Origin of the sequence: Streptomyces sp. NPDC001902, from assembly GCF_042891295.1 — a bacterium.
Lineage (GTDB): Bacteria > Actinomycetota > Actinomycetes > Streptomycetales > Streptomycetaceae > Actinacidiphila.
Genome location: NZ_JBIATA010000005.1, coordinates 1 through 17442, shown reverse-complemented (window position 1 = coordinate 17442; position 17442 = coordinate 1). Strand labels below are relative to the sequence as shown.

Annotated in this window: 16 protein-coding genes; 3 read left to right on the top strand and 13 right to left on the bottom strand. The window is 74.2% G+C overall.

Annotated features, from left to right (window positions below):
* Positions 1 to 7: 7 nt before the first annotated feature.
* From ACFYYN_RS10960 to ACFYYN_RS10935, 6 genes are all read right to left on the bottom strand, one after another.
* A complete protein-coding gene (locus tag ACFYYN_RS10960; protein WP_500545506.1) occupies positions 8 to 772 on the bottom strand; it encodes an endonuclease/exonuclease/phosphatase family protein in 765 nt (254 codons plus the stop codon).
* Between the two features lie 126 nt (positions 773 to 898).
* Complete coding sequence (locus tag ACFYYN_RS10955; RefSeq protein WP_500329895.1) at positions 899 to 1840, bottom strand: ROK family glucokinase; 942 nt, start codon at positions 1838 to 1840, stop codon at positions 899 to 901.
* A gap of 104 nt (positions 1841 to 1944) precedes the next feature.
* A complete protein-coding gene (locus ACFYYN_RS10950) occupies positions 1945 to 2346 on the bottom strand; it encodes a DUF5304 family protein (RefSeq protein WP_500329896.1) in 402 nt (133 codons plus the stop codon).
* 68 nt (positions 2347 to 2414) lie between these two features.
* A complete protein-coding gene (locus ACFYYN_RS10945) occupies positions 2415 to 3647 on the bottom strand; it encodes an ArsA family ATPase (protein WP_500545505.1) in 1233 nt (410 codons plus the stop codon).
* A 1-nt stretch (position 3648) separates the two neighbouring features.
* Positions 3649 to 4092: an SRPBCC family protein gene (locus tag ACFYYN_RS10940; protein WP_499511405.1), complete on the bottom strand. Its 444-nt coding sequence runs from the start codon at positions 4090 to 4092 to the stop codon at positions 3649 to 3651.
* A gap of 97 nt (positions 4093 to 4189) precedes the next feature.
* Complete coding sequence (locus tag ACFYYN_RS10935) at positions 4190 to 4957, bottom strand: metallophosphoesterase family protein (RefSeq protein WP_499511406.1); 768 nt, start codon at positions 4955 to 4957, stop codon at positions 4190 to 4192.
* A gap of 283 nt (positions 4958 to 5240) precedes the next feature.
* Here ACFYYN_RS10935 and ACFYYN_RS10930 point away from each other — a divergent pair, with 283 nt between their 5' ends.
* Positions 5241 to 7037, top strand: a complete 1797-nt coding sequence (locus ACFYYN_RS10930; protein WP_500545504.1) for an AMP-dependent synthetase/ligase — start codon at positions 5241 to 5243, stop codon at positions 7035 to 7037.
* 76 nt (positions 7038 to 7113) lie between these two features.
* Here the strand turns inward: ACFYYN_RS10930 and ACFYYN_RS10925 are convergent, their stop codons facing one another.
* Together ACFYYN_RS10925 and ACFYYN_RS10920 are read right to left on the bottom strand one after the other, a co-directional pair.
* On the bottom strand, positions 7114 to 8733 hold the full coding sequence (locus ACFYYN_RS10925) for a GMC oxidoreductase (protein ID WP_500545503.1): 1620 nt from the start codon (positions 8731 to 8733) through the stop codon (positions 7114 to 7116).
* A gap of 55 nt (positions 8734 to 8788) precedes the next feature.
* Positions 8789 to 9919 carry a glycosyltransferase family 4 protein gene (locus ACFYYN_RS10920; RefSeq protein WP_500545501.1) on the bottom strand — a complete coding sequence of 377 codons (1131 nt, stop codon included), beginning with the start codon at positions 9917 to 9919 and terminating at the stop codon, positions 8789 to 8791.
* Positions 9920 to 10052: 133 nt separating this feature from the next.
* Between ACFYYN_RS10920 and ACFYYN_RS10915 the strand changes: the two genes are divergently transcribed.
* On the top strand, positions 10053 to 11303 hold the full coding sequence (locus ACFYYN_RS10915; RefSeq protein WP_500545500.1) for a glycosyltransferase 87 family protein: 1251 nt from the start codon (positions 10053 to 10055) through the stop codon (positions 11301 to 11303).
* Here the strand turns inward: ACFYYN_RS10915 and ACFYYN_RS10910 are convergent.
* The gene (locus ACFYYN_RS10910) at positions 11185 to 12585 is read right to left on the bottom strand and encodes an MATE family efflux transporter (RefSeq protein ID WP_500545498.1); all 1401 of its coding nucleotides are present in this window, start codon (positions 12583 to 12585) and stop codon (positions 11185 to 11187) included. The two genes, ACFYYN_RS10915 and ACFYYN_RS10910, sit on opposite strands and share 119 nt — an antisense overlap.
* 106 nt (positions 12586 to 12691) lie before the next feature.
* Here ACFYYN_RS10910 and ACFYYN_RS10905 point away from each other — a divergent pair, with 106 nt between their 5' ends.
* Positions 12692 to 13216 (top strand): PadR family transcriptional regulator, encoded by a 525-nt coding sequence (locus ACFYYN_RS10905; RefSeq protein WP_500329907.1) that lies wholly within the window; start codon positions 12692 to 12694, stop codon positions 13214 to 13216.
* 294 nt (positions 13217 to 13510) lie between these two features.
* Here the strand turns inward: ACFYYN_RS10905 and ACFYYN_RS10900 are convergent, their stop codons facing one another.
* The 4 genes from ACFYYN_RS10900 to ACFYYN_RS10885 form a co-directional block, all read right to left on the bottom strand.
* Entirely contained in the window at positions 13511 to 14602 is a 1092-nt protein-coding gene (locus ACFYYN_RS10900; protein ID WP_500545497.1) for a M48 family metallopeptidase, read from the bottom strand.
* Positions 14599 to 15789 (bottom strand): hypothetical protein, encoded by a 1191-nt coding sequence (locus ACFYYN_RS10895; RefSeq protein ID WP_500545496.1) that lies wholly within the window; start codon positions 15787 to 15789, stop codon positions 14599 to 14601. Before ACFYYN_RS10895 ends, ACFYYN_RS10900 begins: the two co-directional genes overlap by 4 nt.
* Positions 15790 to 15820: 31 nt before the next feature.
* Complete coding sequence (locus ACFYYN_RS10890; protein ID WP_500329911.1) at positions 15821 to 16876, bottom strand: C40 family peptidase; 1056 nt, start codon at positions 16874 to 16876, stop codon at positions 15821 to 15823.
* A 147-nt stretch (positions 16877 to 17023) separates the two neighbouring features.
* Positions 17024 to 17442 (bottom strand): C40 family peptidase (locus ACFYYN_RS10885; protein WP_500545494.1); only part of this gene is annotated, 419 nt, incomplete at its 5' end.

Below are 17442 nucleotides of genomic sequence, written 5' to 3'. Positions count from 1 at the left end.
GCCGCCGTCAGGCGGACGCGGGCACCTTGAGGGCGGCCAGGACCGGGAGGTGGTCCGTGGCCGCCCTCAGGTCGTACGGGGTGATGCCGGGCAGGCCGTGCGGCACCCCGCAGCCGAGGACCTCGATGCCGGGGGTCGTGAAGATCGCGTCGATCCGCTGGTGCGGGTCGTACGGGGTGGAGGTGTACTCGCCGCCCCAGGGCCGGGCCGCCCAGGCGTCCTGGAGGTCGTCGGCGAGCCGGCGGAAGGTGCGGCCGTGGGGGCGGTCGTTGAGGTCGCCGCCGACGACCGCGTACGGCTCGCCCATGGCGGCGAGCCGGTCCAGCAGCATGCCGCCCTGGTCGTAGCGCTCGCGGGCCTGCAGCGAGAGGTGGCAGCTGACGACGGACAGGCGGGCGCCGCCGACGCGCACGACGGCGGTGGCGAAGCCGCGCCGGTGCAGACCGGGTGTGCGGGGCAGCAGGACGTCCTCGGCGCGTTCCACGTGCACCCGCAGGGACGACAGCACGAGGGGGCCGGTGGCGCTGGCCCCGCCGGTGACGGCGACCAGGCCGCAGGCGCGGGCGAGGCGGGCGACGGCCTTGCGCCAGCGGAAGAAGCGGGGTGCCTCCTGGATCAGCGCGAGGTCGGGGTCGCAGGCGCGGATCACCCGGGCGAGCGCCGCGGTGTCGTCCCGCATGGAGCGGATGTTGTAGCTCAGCACGCGGACGACGGCGGAGCCGTCCGGCTCGGTACGGGACGCCGGCAGCTCCGGCAGCGGGCCCTCGCTCACGGGCTCACTGTAGCGGCGGCGCGGTCGCGCGGGGGCGGCGTGTGCCCGGCCGGGAAGCCGGGCGCCCCCGTCACTCCTTCGCCGGGAGTGACGGGGGCACCGGTGCCGGGCGGGTGACCGCCGGGGCTAGCCCTGGCGGGCGAGGTCGGCGGCGCCGACGAGGCCGGCCTTGCCGCCGAGCTGGGCGGCGAGTACCTGGGCGTGCGGCCGGTACTGGCCGCCGACCAGCCAGCGGCGGAAGGACTTGCGGATGGGCTCGAGGACGAGTTCGCCCTCGTCGGAGACACCGCCGCCGACGATGAAGGCGGAGGGGTCGAAGAGCGAGGCCAGGTCGGCGAGCCCGGCGCCGGCCCAGCGGGCCAGCTCGCGGAAGGAGTCGATCGCGACCTTGTCCCCGTCACGCGCGGCCCGGCTGATGTGCTGGCCCTGGATGCCCTCGGGCGTGCCGTCGCCGAGCGACAGCAGCAGGGTGGCGTTCTCCGGCTGGGCGACGGCCCGCTGCTTGGCGTAGCGCACCAATGCCCGGCCGGAGGCGTACTGCTCCCAGCAGCCCTGGCTGCCGCAGCCGCACAGCAGACCGTCCGGCACCATGCGGATGTGCCCGAACTCGCCGGCCACGCCGAAGCGGCCGCGGCGCAGCTTGTTGCCGATGATGATGCCGCCGCCGAGCCCGGTGCCGAGGGTGATGCAGATGACGTCGTCGTGGCCCGCGCCGGCACCGAAGCGGTACTCGCCCCAGGCGGCGGCGTTGGCGTCGTTCTCGACGACGACGGGCAGTCCGACGCGCTGCTCGACCTTGTCCTTCAGCGGCTCGTGGCGCCAGCGGATGTTGGGCGCGAAGAGCACCGTGGCACGCTTGTCGTCGACGTAGCCGGCGGCACCGATGCCGACGGCCTCGACCGTGTGGCCGACACTGACGTCGTGCACCGCGCTCGCGATGGCGTCGACGACGCCCTCCGAGGTCTGCGGGGTCGGCACCTTGACGATTTCGAGAATCGAGCCTTCCTCGTCGACCACGCCGGCCGCGATCTTCGTGCCGCCGATGTCGACGCCGATGGTGAGTCCCATGTATCCCTCAGTATTCGGTCGAGCCCCGCTGTGTCCAACCGTACCGGAGGGCGACCCGCGCCCTGTTCGGGCCCGATGCTCGTCCCGGGTCCGCGTCGCGCCGTTCAGTCCAGGTCGATGCGTTCGCTGGGCGGCGTGTCCCCGCCGGAGGTCCAGCGTCGTTCCTGCCCGCTCACCGCGGCGCGGTAGGCGGCCAGCAGTTCGGCGCCCGCGGCGGCGAGGTGGTCGAAGACCTCGGGGTTGCGCTCGACGATCGGCTCAACCGCCTGCTTGACCTGCGAGATCAGCCCCTGCGCCGCCATCTCGGCGGCGGGGGTGCGGAGCATCGACAGGCGGTCGGTGACCGCTTCCGCGAGACGCCGCAGCTCCTCGCCGGCACTGCCGGGGGTCTGTCCGCTCTGCTGCCGCCGGCGGGCGTTCTCCGCGGCGGTGTCCTCCGCGCTCGCCTTGGCCCAGGCGTCTGAATCGGTGTCGGGGCGGCCCGCGCGGTCCGTGGATTCGCTCATGGTGGCTCCGTAAGGCTCCGGGCTTGATACCCACGACGGTACCCGAACGGGGGCGGCACTTTCAGCGCTCAGCGGGGCCAAAGACCGGGATCCGGGGCGAACCGGACCTGCAGCGCGCCGTCGCGGAGCGCCGCACCGGCCACGGTGCAGCGGCGCAGCGCGGAGGGCAGCGGGAGGATGCAGCGGTATCCCTCGGCGTCGACGACGAGTTCGTCGCCGCGGCGTACGAGGTCGACGGTGTCGCGTGTCGCGCCCGGCAGGGGCAGCCGCCAGAGGAAGTGGCCCTCGGCGGCGAGCCGGTCCTCGGTGGTCCACGGCGACGCGGCGGGGCCCTCGGGCGCGTCGGCGGGCGGCTGCGCGGCGAGCCGGGCGAGGTCCTCGGCGCCGCGCGGTTCCCGGCCGAGGTGGGGCAGTTCGTGGAGCGCGGTGGGCGTTCCGGCGAGTTCCGCGCGCAGGGCGCGCACTTCCTTGCGGCGGTGGGCGGCCAGTTCGGTCAGCCAGGGGTCCGGGGACTCGGCGGGCAGCATCCGGTTGGCGACCACGGCCTCGAGGCGGTGGCCGTACAGGGCCAGTCCGGTGCGGGCCCGGCGCACGGCGTCGGCGGCGTGCGTGCCGGGGGCCACGACGAGCCGGACGGTCGTGGCGGCGTCCTCGATCACGGCCTGGGCACCGGCCAGTTCCCGGTCGGCGCGGGCGGCGGCCTCGTAGGCCCAGGCGCCCGGCGCGGGCACACCGGCGAGCTGGGCGAGGACGGGGCGCAGGGCGCGGGCGGCCTGCCGCTCCTGGGGGACCAGCCGGGCGATGTAGCGGCGCAGTTGCGCGGGCAGCGCGAGTGCGGCGAGGGCGTCGTGGACCGGCGGGAGGTCGACGACCACCAAGTCCCAGCCGCCGGCGGTGTCCCGCAGGGCGCGCAGCAGCGCGAAGGCGTCGGCGCCGGGGAGTTCGGTCAGTTCCTCGGGGTCCAGCGGGGCCGCGCCGAGCAGGTCGAGCAGGGAGCCCAGGCGTTGCTGGACGGCCCCGGCGTCGGCCCGGAAGGCGGCGGCCGCGTCGACGCGCGCGGCCCACAGACCCGGTACGGACCCGACCGGCGCGATGGGCAGGGGCGCCGTCCCGTCCGGCTGCGGACCGCCGCCGTCCCCGGACGGGGGCGGCACCGGGCCCAGCACCCCGTCGAGGGAGGCGTCGCGGTCGGTGGAGAGCAGCAGCACACGCCGCCCGGGCGTGCTCGCGGCCACGGCCGTGGCGGCGGCGACCGTCGTACGCCCGGCGCCGCCCGTGCCGGTGACCAGGAGCGTGCGCACGTCAGCCCTGGGACTCGACGCGCTTCTTCAGGCCGGCGAGGGCGCGGTCGATGATGACCTTCTCGGCCTTGCGCTTGATCATGCCGAGCATGGGGATCTTGACGTCGACGGTCAGCTGGTAGGTGACCTCGGTGCGCTTGCCGTCCTCCAGCGGGGCCAGGATGTAGGCGCCGTCCAGGGTGCGCAGCATCTGGGACTTGACCAGGGTCCAGCGGACCTCGTGGTCGCCGACCCAGGTGTAGGCGAGGGTGTGGTCGTCCTTGATGGCGCCCGCGTCCAGGAGGAGCCTGACCTGCTCGGCACGGCCGTCGCCGCCGGCGGAGAGGATCTCCGCCTCCTTCACCTCGCCGGTCCACTCCGGGTACCGGGCGAAGTCCGCGATGACGCCCATGACATCGGCCGGGGCCGCGTCGATGGTGATGCTCGACCTGGTGTGTTCCGCCATCGCCGTGGCCCCTCCGGGACGTCGCGTCGTACCTGCTGTTGTATGTCTGCTGGTGAAGGCTACCGCCTGGTCGGGCGGCCGGAGACCGCCGGGGCGGTCACCATTGCAGTGCCCAGGGCGTCCGGGTGGAGTTGAAGTGGCCGACGTTGACGCATTCGGTCCTGCCCAGGCGCATCCGCGGCACGAGCGGCTGGTGGACGTGGCCGAAGAGCGCGTAGCGGGGGCGCACCCGGCGGATCGCGTCGAGCAGTGCCTCGCTGCCGCGTTCGAGGCGCCGGGCGACGGTGTCGTAGCAGAGCTCGGGGACGGCGGGCGGGATGTGCGAGCACAGCACGTCGACCTCGCCGAGGGCGGCCACCTTGGCGGCGTACGTCTCGTCGTCGATCTCGTACGGGGTGCGGTACGGGGTGCGCAGCCCGCCGCCGACGAAGCCGAAGACCAGGCCGCCGATCTCGGTGGTGGTGCCGTCGAGCACCGTGGTGCCGGGCCGGGCGTACTCCGGCCAGAGCGCGGGGATGTCGACGTTGCCGTAGGTGGCGTACGTCGGGGTGGGGAACGCGGCGAACAGCTCGGCGTACTGGCGGCGCACGGCGGCCTCGATGGCGGTGCGCCGGTCGGTGCCGAGCCCCGCCCACAGTTCGCGGTCGAGGGCGCGGGCCTCGTCCCAGCGCAGGGCGGTGCGCAGCCCGACCATGCGGGAGGCGTTCTCGGCCCCGAAGAGGTCGGGGAAGATGCCCCGCGAGTGGTCGGCGTAGTCGAGGAAGAGGATCAGGTCGCCGAGGCAGATCAGCGCGTCGGCGCCCTCACCGGCCTCGGCGAGGGCCTCGGAGGCGCCGTGGACGTCACTGACGACATGGACCCGCATGACGATCACTGTAGGACGCGCCGGGCGGGGTTGGGGAGGGCACACCGGGGCTGCGGTTACCTGCGGGTCACCGGGGGCCTCGACTAGGCTTCCGACCAGTGGATCCGCACGGTGTCGCGGCGGGCCTGCGGCGTGTGACGACGATGTGACACACAAAACATCTACACGGCACCCCCTACCGCTGAAGCTTTACCGGTGGGTAACGTCCAGGCCGTCCGTTCCACGCTCAACCATGCAGTGGACGCAGCCAGCACCGCCGCCGGCGCCGATGAGGAGCAGCAGTTTGCGCGAGTTCAGCCTTCCGGCTCTCTACGAGGTCCCCGCGGACGGCAATCTGACGGATCTCATCCGCCGCAACGCCGCTCAGCACCCGGACGTTGCCGTCATCGCCCGGAAGACCGTGACCGGTGACTGGGCCGACGTCACCTCGACCACCTTCCTCGCCGAGGTACGCGCCGCCGCCAAGGGCCTGATCGCCTCGGGCGTGCAGCCCGGCGACCGGGTGGCCCTGATCTCCCGCACCCGCTACGAGTGGACGCTGTTCGACTTCGCCATCTGGAGCGCGGGCGCGGTCACCGTCCCGGTCTACGAGACCTCCTCCGCCGAGCAGATCGAGTGGATCCTCGGCGACTCAGGCGCCGTCGCGGCCGTGGTGGAGACCGAGGCCCACGAGAAGTCCGTGGAATCGGTGCGCGACCGCCTGCCGCAGCTGAAGCACGTGTGGCGGATCGAGGCGGGCGCGGTGGAGACCCTCGGCGCGGCCGGCACGGACGTCGCCGAGGCGACCGTGGACGAGCGCAGCGCCTGGGCCAAGGCCGACTCCCCCGCCACCATCGTGTACACCTCGGGCACCACCGGGCGCCCCAAGGGCTGCGTGCTCACGCACCGCGCGTTCTTCGCCGAGTGCGGCAACGTCGTGGAGCGCCTGAAGCCGCTCTTCCGCACCGGGGACTCCTCGATCCTGCTCTTCCTGCCGCTCGCGCACGTCTTCGGCCGGCTGGTCGAGGTCGCCGCGATCATGGCGCCGATCAAGCTCGGGCACGTCAGTGACACCAAGAACCTCACCGGCGAACTGGCCGCCTTCCGCCCGACGCTGCTGCTGGGCGTGCCGCGGGTCTTCGAGAAGGTCTACAACTCCGCGCGCGCCCAGGCGCAGGCCGGCGGCAAGGGGAAGGTCTTCGACAAGGCCACCGACGTGGCGATCGAGTACAGCCGCGCGCTGGACTCGGCCGGCGGTCCCTCGCTCGGCCTGAAGTTCAAGCACAAGGTCTTCGACCGGCTGGTCTACAGCAAGCTGCGCGCCGTGCTCGGCGGCCGCGCCGAGTACTCGATCTCCGGCGGGGCCCCGCTGGGCGAGCGGCTGGGCCACTTCTACCGCGGCATCGGCTTCACGGTGCTGGAGGGCTACGGCCTGACCGAGTCCTGTGCGGCCACCGCCTTCAACCCCTGGGACCGCACCAAGATCGGCACCGTCGGTCAGCCGCTGCCGGGCTCCACGGTCCGCATCGCCGACGACGGCGAGGTCCTGCTCCACGGCGAGCACCTGTTCGCGGGCTACTGGAACAACGAGGCGGCCACCGCCGAGGCCGTCACCGACGGCTGGTTCCACACCGGCGACGTCGGCACGCTGGACGAGGACGGCTACATCACCATCACCGGCCGCAAGAAGGAGATCATCGTCACCGCGGGCGGCAAGAACGTCGCCCCGGCCGTGATCGAGGACCGCATCCGGGCCCACGCGCTGGTCGCCGAGTGCATGGTGGTCGGCGACGGCAAGCCCTTCATCGGCGCGCTGGTCACCCTGGACGAGGAGTTCCTGCCCCGCTGGGCCCAGCAGCACGGCAAGTCCGGCAGCACCGTCGCGGAGCTGCGCGAGGACGCGGAGCTGCTGGCCGAGGTGCAGTCGGCGATCGACGACGGCAACGCCGCGGTGTCCAAGGCGGAGGCGGTCAAGAAGTTCCGTGTCCTGGCGACGCAGTTCACCGAGGAGTCCGGTCACGTGACGCCCTCGCTGAAGCTGAAGCGCAACGTGGTGCTGCGGGACTTCGCGGACGAGATCGCCGCGATCTACGGCAGGTGAGCCCGCGCTGACGGGCCCTCACCCACGTCGACGGTGGCCGCCGTACCCCTCGGGCGTACGGCGGCCACCGGCGTTCCTAGGTGATGCCGTCCCGGGCCAGGACCCTGGCCATGGTGCGCTCGGCCAGGGCGGTGATGGTGACGAACGGGTTGACCCCGACGGAGCCGGGGACGAGCGAGCCGTCGACGACGTACAGGCCGTCGTAGCCGTCCGCGCGGCCGTAGGCGTCGGTGGCGCTGCCGAGGACGCAGCCGCCGAGCGGGTGGTAGCAGAAGTCGTCGGCGAAGACCCGGTTGCCGCCGAACAGGTCGTAGCGGTAGATGGTGGCGTTGGCCCGGTTGACACGGTCGAAGAGGGTCTTCGCGGCGGCGACCGAGGGCTGGTTCTGGGAGCGGGTCCAGTTCAGCACGGCCGCGTCGGTGGCCGGGTCGTAGACGAAGGTGCCCCGCTCGGGGTTCTTGGTGATCGCGAGGTAGAGGCTGATCCACGTCTCCAGGCCGATGGGGAGCGGGGCGATCTCGGCGAACACCGGGTTGGCGGCGTTGTTCCAGTCGTTGATGCCCATCACGGGGATGGTCGACTGGTGGGCGCCGGTGGGGTTCCACAGGTGGTTGGCGCGGCCGAGCATGATGTTGCCGTTGCCCGCCCAGCCCTTGCCGACGGCGGGGCTGAGGTCGGGCAGGGCGCCCGTCTCCCGGGCGCGCAGCAGCAGTTCGGTGGTGCCGAGGCTGCCCGCGGCAAGGAACAGGGCGCGGCAGCCGACCTCGCGGGTGGCGACGACGGCGCCGGTGAGGTCGGTCTGCGCCACCGTGAGCACGTAGGTGCCGTCGGGGTCGCGGCGGACCGCCTTCACGTGGCTGAGCGTCTCGATGGTGACGTTGCCGGTGCCGAGCGCGGTGGCGAGGTAGGTCCGGTCGAGGCTGCGCTTGCCGAAGTTGTTGCCGTAGATGACCTCCTGGGCCAGGGCCGACTTGGTGGCGGTGCCCGCGGCCTCGCGCTGCATGTGGCCGAAGTCGTAGACGTTGGGCACGAAGGTGGTGGCGAGCCCGGCCCGGGCGGCCTGGGCGCGGGAGACGCGGGTGAACTGGTACCACTCGGTGCCCTCGAACCAGTCGGGCGCGACGGTGTTGACGCCGAGCATGCGGTTGGCCAGCGGGAACCACGTGCCGTACATGGCGTCCGCGTCGACCTGCGGGAGGACCTCCCGGAAGTAGGCGCGGTCCGGTGTGACGGCCATGCCGCCGTTGACGAGGGAGCCGCCGCCGACTCCGCGGCCGACGTAGACGGACATGCCGGGGTGGTCGACGCGGTCCAGGACGCCGGGGTAGGGGGTGATGTCCTTGTTGACCACGTCGAGCCAGAGGAAGGTGGCCAGGGGCGCCGCGGTGCGGGTGCGGAACCACATGGAGCGCCGGTCCGGCGAGGCGGTGTTGCAGAAGACCTTGCCGTCGGGGGCCGGCGTGTCCCACGCCCGCCCCATCTCCAGTACGAGGGTGCTCACGCCTGCCTCGGCCAGGCGTAACGCCGCTACCGCGCCTCCGTAGCCGGAGCCGACGACGACGGCCGGCGCGTAGCCGGCGGGCTCCCGGTCCGCCGCGGCGGCCGGGGAGAGCCCGATGCGGGTGAGACCCATCACGGATGCCGTCTGCAGGGCGGCGATGCCCAGAATCTGACGACGCGTCAGGTTTGCTGTCATGGGCGCATCATGGGCGGAACGGCGGATTCCGCCCATACCGTGCGCTCATGGTCTTTTACAAGTGGGCCTTGAGCCGCTCGGCGAGCAGATCCCACCGCCAGGCGTCCTCGACCCACTTGCGTCCGCGCTCGCCCATCCGGCGCCGCAGTTCCGCGTCGCCCAGCAGCACCAGGATCCGCTCGGCGGCCTCCGCGGGCTCCCCGCCGCGCACCACCCAGCCGGTCTCGCCGTCCAGCACCGCGTCCGGCGCCCCGCCGGAGTCGCCCGCGACGACCGGCAGGCCGGTGGCCGAGGCCTCCAGGTAGACGATGCCGAGCCCCTCGACGTCCAGCCCGCCGCGGCGCGTGCGGCACGGCATGGCGAAGACGTCACCGGCGCCGAAGTGCGCGGGCAGCTCCTGCCACGGCACGGCCCCGGTGAACCGCACCGACTCCGCCACCCCGGTCCGCTCGGCGAGCCGCTTCAGGTCGTCCGCGTACGGGCCGCCGCCCACGACGAGCAGGACGGCGTCGGGCTGGGCGGCCAGGATCGTCGGCATCGCCTCGATGAGGGTGTCCTGGCCCTTGCGCGGCACCAGGCGGGAGACGCAGACGACCACCGGCCGGTCGGTGAGCCCCAGCCGGGCGCGCACCGCCTCGCCGCCGGAGGCCGGGTGGAAGGTCTTCTCGTCCACGCCCGGCGGCAGTTGCACCATGCGCCCGGCGGCCTGCGGCGTCAGCGCCCGGGCGATCCGGGACCGGGTGTACTCGCCCAGGTAGGTGATCGTGTCCATGCCCTCGCCGATCCGCCGCAGCAGCCCGCGGCTCGCGGGCAACTGCGCCCACCCCGCCTCGTGCCCGTGGGTCGTCGCCACCAGCCGGCGGGCCCCGGCCTTCCGCAGCGCGGGCGCCATCAGCCCGAGCGGGGCCGCGGCCCCGAACCACACCGAGGTGCAGCCGTGCTCGCGCAGGAGCGCGGCGGCGCGCCGGGTCACCCTCGGGGTCGGCAGCAACATCGTCGTACGATCACGTACGACCGGGAAGGGCTGCTCGGCGTCGAACGCGGCGACCTCGGAGCCGTCCCGCCAGGTCGACGCGTACACCACCACCCGGCCGGGATCGAGGCGCAGCGCCATGCTGTGCACGAACGCCTGGATGCCACCGGGGCGTGGCGGGAAGTCGTTGGTGACGATCAAGGTCTTGTCCATACGTCGCCGAGGGTATCCGGTGCGGTCCGCGGCAACCGACCGCGGCCCCCCGCGCGTCTAAGCTCCACAGCCTGTCCACGGGTGAGACCGGCATCGTGCATCATCACAGCAGAACCGATTCGACGAGGTGGACATGGCAGGCGACAGCGGCAAGCGGCTCCCGGTCGGGCCGGTCCTCGCCTGGGCGGCCACCCGGGTCGTGCTGCTGCTCTACGTCTTCAAGGTGCTCACCCTGTCCCCGCTGGACGTGACCACCGACGTCTCGGTGATCTACCACGGCTGGTACGAGGTCCTGCGGACCGGCACCTTCCCCCACCACGACGTCACCTGGCAGTACCCGCCCGCCGCCGCGCTCGCGGTGCTCGCCCCCGCGATGCTGCCGTTCCTCGACTACGCGACCGCGTTCTTCTGGCTCGCCTGCGCCGCCGACCTCGTCGCCTTCGCGCTGCTGCTGCGCGGTTCGCGCGGCGAGGGACGGCGGGTGGCCGGCGCCTACGTGTGGGTGCTGGGCGTGCCACTGCTCGGGCCGACCGCGTACGCGCGCTACGACGTGATGGTCACCGCCGTCGCCATGGCCGCGCTGCTGGCGACGGTGCGCCGCCCCAGGGTCGCGGGCGCGCTGATCGCGTTCGGCGCGATGCTCAAGGTCTGGCCGGTGCTGCTGCTCACCGGGGTCCGCGACCGCCGGATCTGGACGGCGGCCGTGGCCGGGGCGGGCGTCCTCGCCCTGGGCTTCTGGCTGTGGATGCCGGGGGCCTTCGCCTTCCTGCGCTTCCAGGGCGAGCGGGGCACCGAGGTGGAGTCCCTGGGTTCACTGGTCTTCCACATCGCCCGGCACCACGGCTGGCAGGGGCAGGTCCTGCTCAACTACGGCTCGGTGGAGTTCCTCGGGCCCTACGTGGGCCTGGTCAGCGACGTCGCCCTCGGGCTGACCGCGGTGGCCTTCGCCTGGCTGCTGCTGTGGCGGCTGCGGACCCGGACGTACGGCCCGAGCACGCCCTTCGACGCCGCGTTCACCGCGGTGCTGCTGTTCACCACGACCAGCCGCGTGATCAGCCCCCAGTACATGATCTGGCTGATCGGCCTGGCGGCCGTCTGCCTCACGCTGCGGGCCAGCGTGATGGCGCTGCCCGCGGTGCTGGTGCTGGCGGCGACGGTGCTCACCCTGTACGAGTTCCCGGTGCGCTTCGCCGACGTCGTCGGCAGCACCGACCTCGGCATCGCCCTGCTGCTGCTCCGCAACGGCCTGCTGGTCGCCGCCTCCGTCATCGCCTGCCGCCGGCTGTGGATGGCTTCGACGGGCCTGCCGGAGAGGGCGCGCAGGGCGCAGGCCACGCCTGAGCCCGAGCACGGCCAGGACGCCGAGAAGCTGCTGACCTGGTGAAGACCACCGTCACGGCCAGGCACTGCAAGCCCGCCGCGACGGCCAGCGCCACGCCGACGCCCACGAGCCCCAGCCCGGCCGGGCCCGCCAGCGCGTAGGCCAGCGGCAACTGCACCGCCGTGCCCACCAGGGTCACCCGGACCAGCAGGGTGGCCCCGCCGCCGCCCTGGAAGACACCGCCCAGCGCGATGAAGCACCCCAGCAGCACCAGGTACGGGCCCAGGGTGCGCAGGAAGACCGTCCCGGCCGCCGCCACGCCGGGCTCCGCGCCGAAGGCGGCCATGACCCACGGCGCGGCGGGCAGCAGGACGACCGCCGCGAGGAGTCCGAGCCCGCCGCCGAGCAGCAGGGCCCGGCGCCCGATCGCGTACCGCTCGTCGCGGCCGGCGCCCAGGTGGTACGCGGTGTGGATCGAGGCCGCCTGGCGCACGGCGTAGAAGCCCATCGTCGCCACGTACATCGCCTTGGTCGCGATCCCGTACGCCGCGACCTGGGCGACGCCCAGCCGGGCCACGATCGCCACCAGGGTCAGCGTGCCGCCCATCCGGACCAGGAAGTCCGCCGCCATCGGGGCCCCGGTCACGGCGGTACGGCGCAGCGCGGCCGCCACCGGTTCTGCGGGCGGCACCTGCGCGGCCTGCCGCACCAGGGGGTTGCGGCGCAGCAGCGCCAGCCCCGCGGCGAGGGCCGCGGCCCGGCCCGCGACGGTGGCGACGGCCGCGCCCCGCACCCCGAGGGCGTGGATCAGGAACGGGTCGAGGAGCAGGATCAGCCCGCCCGCCAGCAGGGCGAGCCGCATCGGGGTGCGGGTGTCGCCGGCCCCCTTGAAGACCCCGTCCAGGGTGTTCTGTGCGTAGAACACCGCGGTGCCGGGGAGCGAGACCGCGAAGTACCCGGCCGCGAGACGGACCGCCACCGGGTCGCCGTGGGCACCGAGCAGCAGCGCCGCCAGCGGCTCCCGGCACAGGAAGCCGCCGACGGCCACGGCCGGGGTCAGCAGCGCGCACAGCGCCCACCCGCCGCGCACCGCCGCCCTGACCGCCGCCGGGTCCCGCGCCCCGGCGGCCCGCGAGACCAGCACCGTCGTCCCCTGCGCGGCCATCAGCACCACCCCGAGCAGCACGTTCTCGGTGTTCGTGGCCACCGCCACGGCCGCGACGGCCGCTCCCCCACCGCCGAGCCGCGCCACCCACAGCACGTCGATGATCCCGGCGACGACACCCGCGAGCAGTTCCAGGTAGACCGGGCCGGCCAGTGCGACCAGCCGGGCGCGGTGCGTCATGGGTCCCCTCCCGTCTGGCACCTCGATTCGAGATACCACGTTTAGAGGTACCATCATGGCACCACACGGGCAAGTGCGAACGCATGATCGGGAAAGGTGGCGAACGGTGCTGGAGCTGACGATCCTGGGCTTCCTGTTCAAGGAATCCCTGCACGGCTACGAGCTCAAGGAGCGCATCGCCGCGCTCAACGGCCACGTCCGCCCGGTCAGCGACGGCGCGCTCTACCCGGCCATCAACCGCCTCACCGCCGCAGGACTGGTCAGCGAGCACACCGAGCCGGGCGTCGGCGCCGCACCGCGCCGCGTGCTCTCGCTCACCGACACCGGGCGCGCGCGGCTGCTCGCCCGGCTCCGCGACCCCAAGCCGATCGAGATCACCGACTCCACCCGCTTCTTCGCCGTGCTCGCCTTCCTGAGGCACCTGCCCGACGCGACGGCCCAGGCGGCCGTGCTGCGGCGCCGGCTGGAGTTCCTGGAGACCCCCTCCAGCTTCTTCTACGACCGCGGCAGGCCGGTGCGCGCCGAGGAGGCGGACGACCCCTTCCGCCAGGGCATGCTCCGCGTAGCCCGCGCCACGGGCCACGCGGAGCGCGAATGGCTCACGGAGGCCCTCGCGGACCTCACCGCCTGAGCCCGGGCCGCCCGCGGACGCGCACGAGGCCCCGGCATCGAGGCGCCCCGCCGGGGAGGCGCACGGTGCCCGCAGCCCCGCCCGTACGACGAACTGCGGCGGCGTCCTTCCCTGCCACCGGTGCGCGCCGAGAAGGCGGACGGCCCCCGCCGCCAGGACGTGCCCCGTGCCACGGCCCACGCGGACCGCGAACGGCTCACGGAAGGCCTCGCCCGGACCCCACCTCCCGGGCACAGACCGCGCCGGGCGCGAGGGTCGCGCGTTCCGCGCGGAGCGCCTGCGCCGCGCCGGGCGCTACCCCGTGGCGGAGGCGAACGCGCGGGCGGCGGCGATGCGCTGGACGGGGGTGGGGTGCGTGCCGAACAGGACGTGCAGCACGCGCGGGGGGTCGGGGTCGGAGACGTTGGTGACGGTGAGGCGGCGCTGCATGGCGATGAACCGCTCGGCGTCCCGGGTCAGTTCCAGCGCGTGCACGTCCGCCCGCCGTTCGATCCGCCGGCTCAGGGCGCAGCCGAACGGCCCGGCGCACGCCGACAGCACCGCGGCCACCGCGGCCAGCAGGAACAGCCCGCGGGGGTCACCGGTGCCGTAGGAGGAGGCGGCCATGACCGCGGAGAGCACGCAGACGCCCGCCCCCGCGCCGACGGCGCCGAGCAGCGTGCCGCGCGGTACGTCGCGGTGCTTGACGTGGCCCAGTTCGTGGGCGACGACGAGTTCGACCTCCTCCGCCGGGGCCGTGCCGAGCAGCGTGTCGTAGGCGACGATCCGCCGGGTGCGACCGAAGCCGGAGACGTACGCGTTGAGCGCGGTCGTCCGCCGGGAGGCGTCGGCGACGAGCACCGCCCGCACGGGGACCCCGTCGCGCTCGGCCAGGGCCAGCAGCCCGTCGCGCAGGGGCCCGTCCTCCATCGGCCGGAAGCGGTTGAAGAGCGGTTCCAGCACGACCGGGGCGAGCCAGGACAGCACGACGGCCGCGCAGACGGCACCCAGGGCGGCCCAGGCCCAGCCGAGGCCGTAGTAGCCGTACAGCGCGGCCAGCACGAGCGGTACGGAGACGAGCAGCCCGCGCAGGACGTCGACGGCCCAGCCGCCCCAGCCCTGGGTGACGAGCCCGTAGCGGCGCCGGACGACGCGGACCCGGGCGGAGAACGGCAGGGTGACCGCCTGCTGGAGCAGCACCAGCAGCAGGCCGCCGGCCGCTACGCGGGAGGCCCAGGCGTCGCCGAACAGCCCGGTGAGGGCGGCGCCCGCAGGGGTCAGCCCCAGCGCGAGCAGCAGCGCGAGCCCGACGAGGCGGCCGCCGAGCAGGAAGGGCAGTTGCGCGCGGCGCAGCGCCCTGCCGCGCGCGGTCTCCTCCGGCGTGAAGTCCCCGTCCGTGGCGCTCATCCCAACTCCCCCTTGACGTAGGCCCGCCAGCGCTCGGTGAAGGCGTCCCCGTCGATGCCGAGCGTGCCGCGCAGATCCGCACCGGAACGGTACAGCGCTACCAGCCGGTCGGCGCCCCAGGTGTCGGCGATGAGCCGGCAGGCCAGCCAGGCGCCCTCGTACGCCTGGGCCTGCGCGGGCGCACCGGGCGCGAAGTCGGAGTCCGCGGGGAGGTGACCGGGCGGCCCCGAGGCCGTGACGTCCCGGCGCAGCTCGGGTGCCAGGCTCGCCGCCGTACGGCCGGAGTCCCGGTAGGCGACCCAGTCGGCGAAGCCCTCGGAGAGCCACAGCGGGGTGCGGGAGGTCGTCGCGGCGCGCGTGGCGACGTGGGTGGTCTCGTGGGTGAGCACGACCTGGCGGCCGAAGGCCGACAGCCCCGCGAAGGCCTCGGGGTTGACGATGACGCGTCCGGCGGGCACGCTCCCGCTGCCGCCGACCTCCCCGGTGGTGACGGCCGCGACGCCCGCGTACGTCTGCGCCGGGGCGTCCAGGAGCTGCCCCATCCGCCGCAGCGAGGACGGCACTTCCAGCACCACCCGCCCGGTCCAGCCCTGTCCGCCCCAGGCCCGCCGCACCTGCGGGACGGCCCGGTCCGCGTCGGTGGCGTACCCGGCCAGTTCGGTTCGGTCGCCGGTGCCGAGGACGAGGCTGTGGCTGCCGCGGACGACGTGCAGCGGGCCCTGTTCCCACAGCAGGCCGCCCGGGTCGCCGTCGCCGGCCACCCGCCAGCGTCCGGTGCCGTCCGCGCGCAGCAGCAGGGACTCGTCGGTGGTGACCGGGGTGCTGTCGTAGCCCCCCAGGCGGTAGCGCAGCTGGACGCGGGCGGTCACCGGGTCCGCGCCCTCGGTGGAGACCAGCCGGTACGACCAGGAGGCGAGCGGGAGCTCCTCCAGGTTGCGGAAGACCTGGCGCTCGGCGGCGTGCCGGGCGGGCGTCACATCGGCCAGGTACGCCTTCTCGTCGTGCCCCAGGACCGCGTCGGCCCGCCGTTCCAGCAGCTGCCTTACGACCGGGTCCCCGGGCCCCCCGTGCTCCGCCGTCCCGTCGCCCGCCGTCCCGTCGCCCGCCGGTCCGCAGCCCGCGAGCAGCACCGCCGCGCAGCACAGCGCGGCGGCCACGGCGCGGGTCGGCGAGCGGAAGAGGGCCACGCCGCCGATCGTACGGTCTGGGCGGGGGCGGTCACGTGGGCCGGGTCACCGCCGAGATCGGCAGCATGGCGACGGGGTCGTAGCGGACCCGGGCGCCGGGGTAGGGGGCGTGGATGACCTGGCCGTCGCCGACGTACATGGCGACGTGACTGGCGTCGCCGCGGTAGATGACCAGGTCGCCGGGGCGGGCCTGGCCGAGCGGCACGTGCCGCCCGGCGTGCAGCTGGGCCTGGGAGGTGCGGGGCAGGCCCACGCCGGCCTGGCGGTACGCCCAGACCATCAGGCCGGAGCAGTCGAAGGAGCCGGGGCCGGTGGCACCCCAGACGTAGGGGGAGCCGACGGCGGAGCGCGCGGCGGCGACGGCCGTCGCGGCGCGTACGGACAGGGGGCCGAGGTCGGGGATGTCGACCATCCGGCCGGAACGGGAGGCACGGGCCTCCAGGCGGCGGGCGAGCCGGGCCCGGTCCTCCGGGGAGAGGGAGTTGACCAGGCGGGCGGCCGCCATCAACTTGCGCTGCACGGCCTTCTTGCGGGCCGTGAGGCTGGTGCGGGCCCGCTCGAGTTCGTCGAGACGTTCGGTGGCCCGGGAGCGTTCCTGGTCCAGGAACCGCTGGGCGGAGCGGAGTTCGCCCAGCCGCGCGTCGCCACGGCTGCTGATCCGGTCGAGGGTGGCGGCCCGGTCGAGGTAGGTCGCGGGGTCGGCAGAGAGCAGCAGGGCGAGGGTGGGGTCCACTCCCCCGCCGCGGTACTGGGCCCCGGCGAGCGTGCCGAGGTCGTCGCGGAGCCGGTTGACCCGCTCCTGGCCGCGCGCGGCCCGGTCCTGGAGCACCTCCACCTCGCGCCGGAGCCGCTGGGTGTTCTCACGGGCGGCGTTGAACTGCTCGGTGGCCCGTTCGGCCTGGGTGTAGAGGTGGTCGATACGGGCCGCGACATCGACGGGGGTGTCCGCCGGGTCGGCGGCGGCCGTCTGCGCGGTGCCGGCCGCGCCCGCCATCGCGGCGGCGGCGGTGGCCGCCGCCGTCAGGACCGTGGCCCTGGAGGTACGCGGGGCCCGGCCGGGCTGCGGGATGCGTCGATGAGATGGCACGTCGACTGACAGTAGTCAGCCGGACACGGGGAGTTCAAAGACCGGGTACCGCCGGGCGGCCGGGCGGGACTCCGCTTGCGCAGGTCACCGCCGGACCGTCACCGTACGAGATCACCCGATAGGTTCAACGGGCGTCGGCGCTTCCGGTCAGATCCGGACGCCGAACTGGAACGGCATGTTGTTGATGGACTCGTAGCGCACGACCGTGCCGGTGCGCGGCGCGTGCAGCACCATGCCGTTGCCCGCGTACAGGGCCACGTGGTGCTGGTCGCCGTAGAAGATGACGAGGTCGCCGGGCGCGAGCTGGCCCATCGACAGACGCGTGCCCGCGTTCGCCTGGGACTGGGAGGTGCGCGGTATCGAGGCGCCGGCCTGGGCGTAGGCCCAGGAGGTGAGGCCGGAGCAATCGAAGGAGCTCGGGCCGGTCGCGCCGTAGACGTACGGCGAACCGATCTTGCTCTGGGCGGCCGAGAGGGCGGCGGCGGCGAGCGAGGAGGCCGGCGGGACGTTGCCCAGGTCGACGCGCTCGTTGGAGCGGTTGGCCCGGTTCTCCGCGGCGGTGAGGG

Excerpts from the sequence above, each read along its gene's own strand:
- ACFYYN_RS10955 (WP_500329895.1), bottom strand. The coding sequence starts at position 1,840 with ATGGGACTCACCATCGGCGTCGACATCGGCGGCACGAAGATCGCGGCC.
- ACFYYN_RS10950 (WP_500329896.1), bottom strand. The coding sequence starts at position 2,346 with ATGAGCGAATCCACGGACCGCGCGGGCCGCCCCGACACCGATTCAGAC.
- ACFYYN_RS10940 (WP_499511405.1), bottom strand. The coding sequence starts at position 4,092 with ATGGCGGAACACACCAGGTCGAGCATCACCATCGACGCGGCCCCGGCC.
- ACFYYN_RS10935 (WP_499511406.1), bottom strand. The coding sequence starts at position 4,957 with ATGCGGGTCCATGTCGTCAGTGACGTCCACGGCGCCTCCGAGGCCCTC.
- ACFYYN_RS10925 (WP_500545503.1), bottom strand. The coding sequence starts at position 8,733 with ATGACAGCAAACCTGACGCGTCGTCAGATTCTGGGCATCGCCGCCCTG.
- ACFYYN_RS10920 (WP_500545501.1), bottom strand. The coding sequence starts at position 9,919 with ATGGACAAGACCTTGATCGTCACCAACGACTTCCCGCCACGCCCCGGT.
- ACFYYN_RS10915 (WP_500545500.1), top strand. The coding sequence starts at position 10,053 with ATGGCAGGCGACAGCGGCAAGCGGCTCCCGGTCGGGCCGGTCCTCGCC.
- ACFYYN_RS10910 (WP_500545498.1), bottom strand. The coding sequence starts at position 12,585 with ATGACGCACCGCGCCCGGCTGGTCGCACTGGCCGGCCCGGTCTACCTG.
- ACFYYN_RS10900 (WP_500545497.1), bottom strand. The coding sequence starts at position 14,602 with ATGAGCGCCACGGACGGGGACTTCACGCCGGAGGAGACCGCGCGCGGC.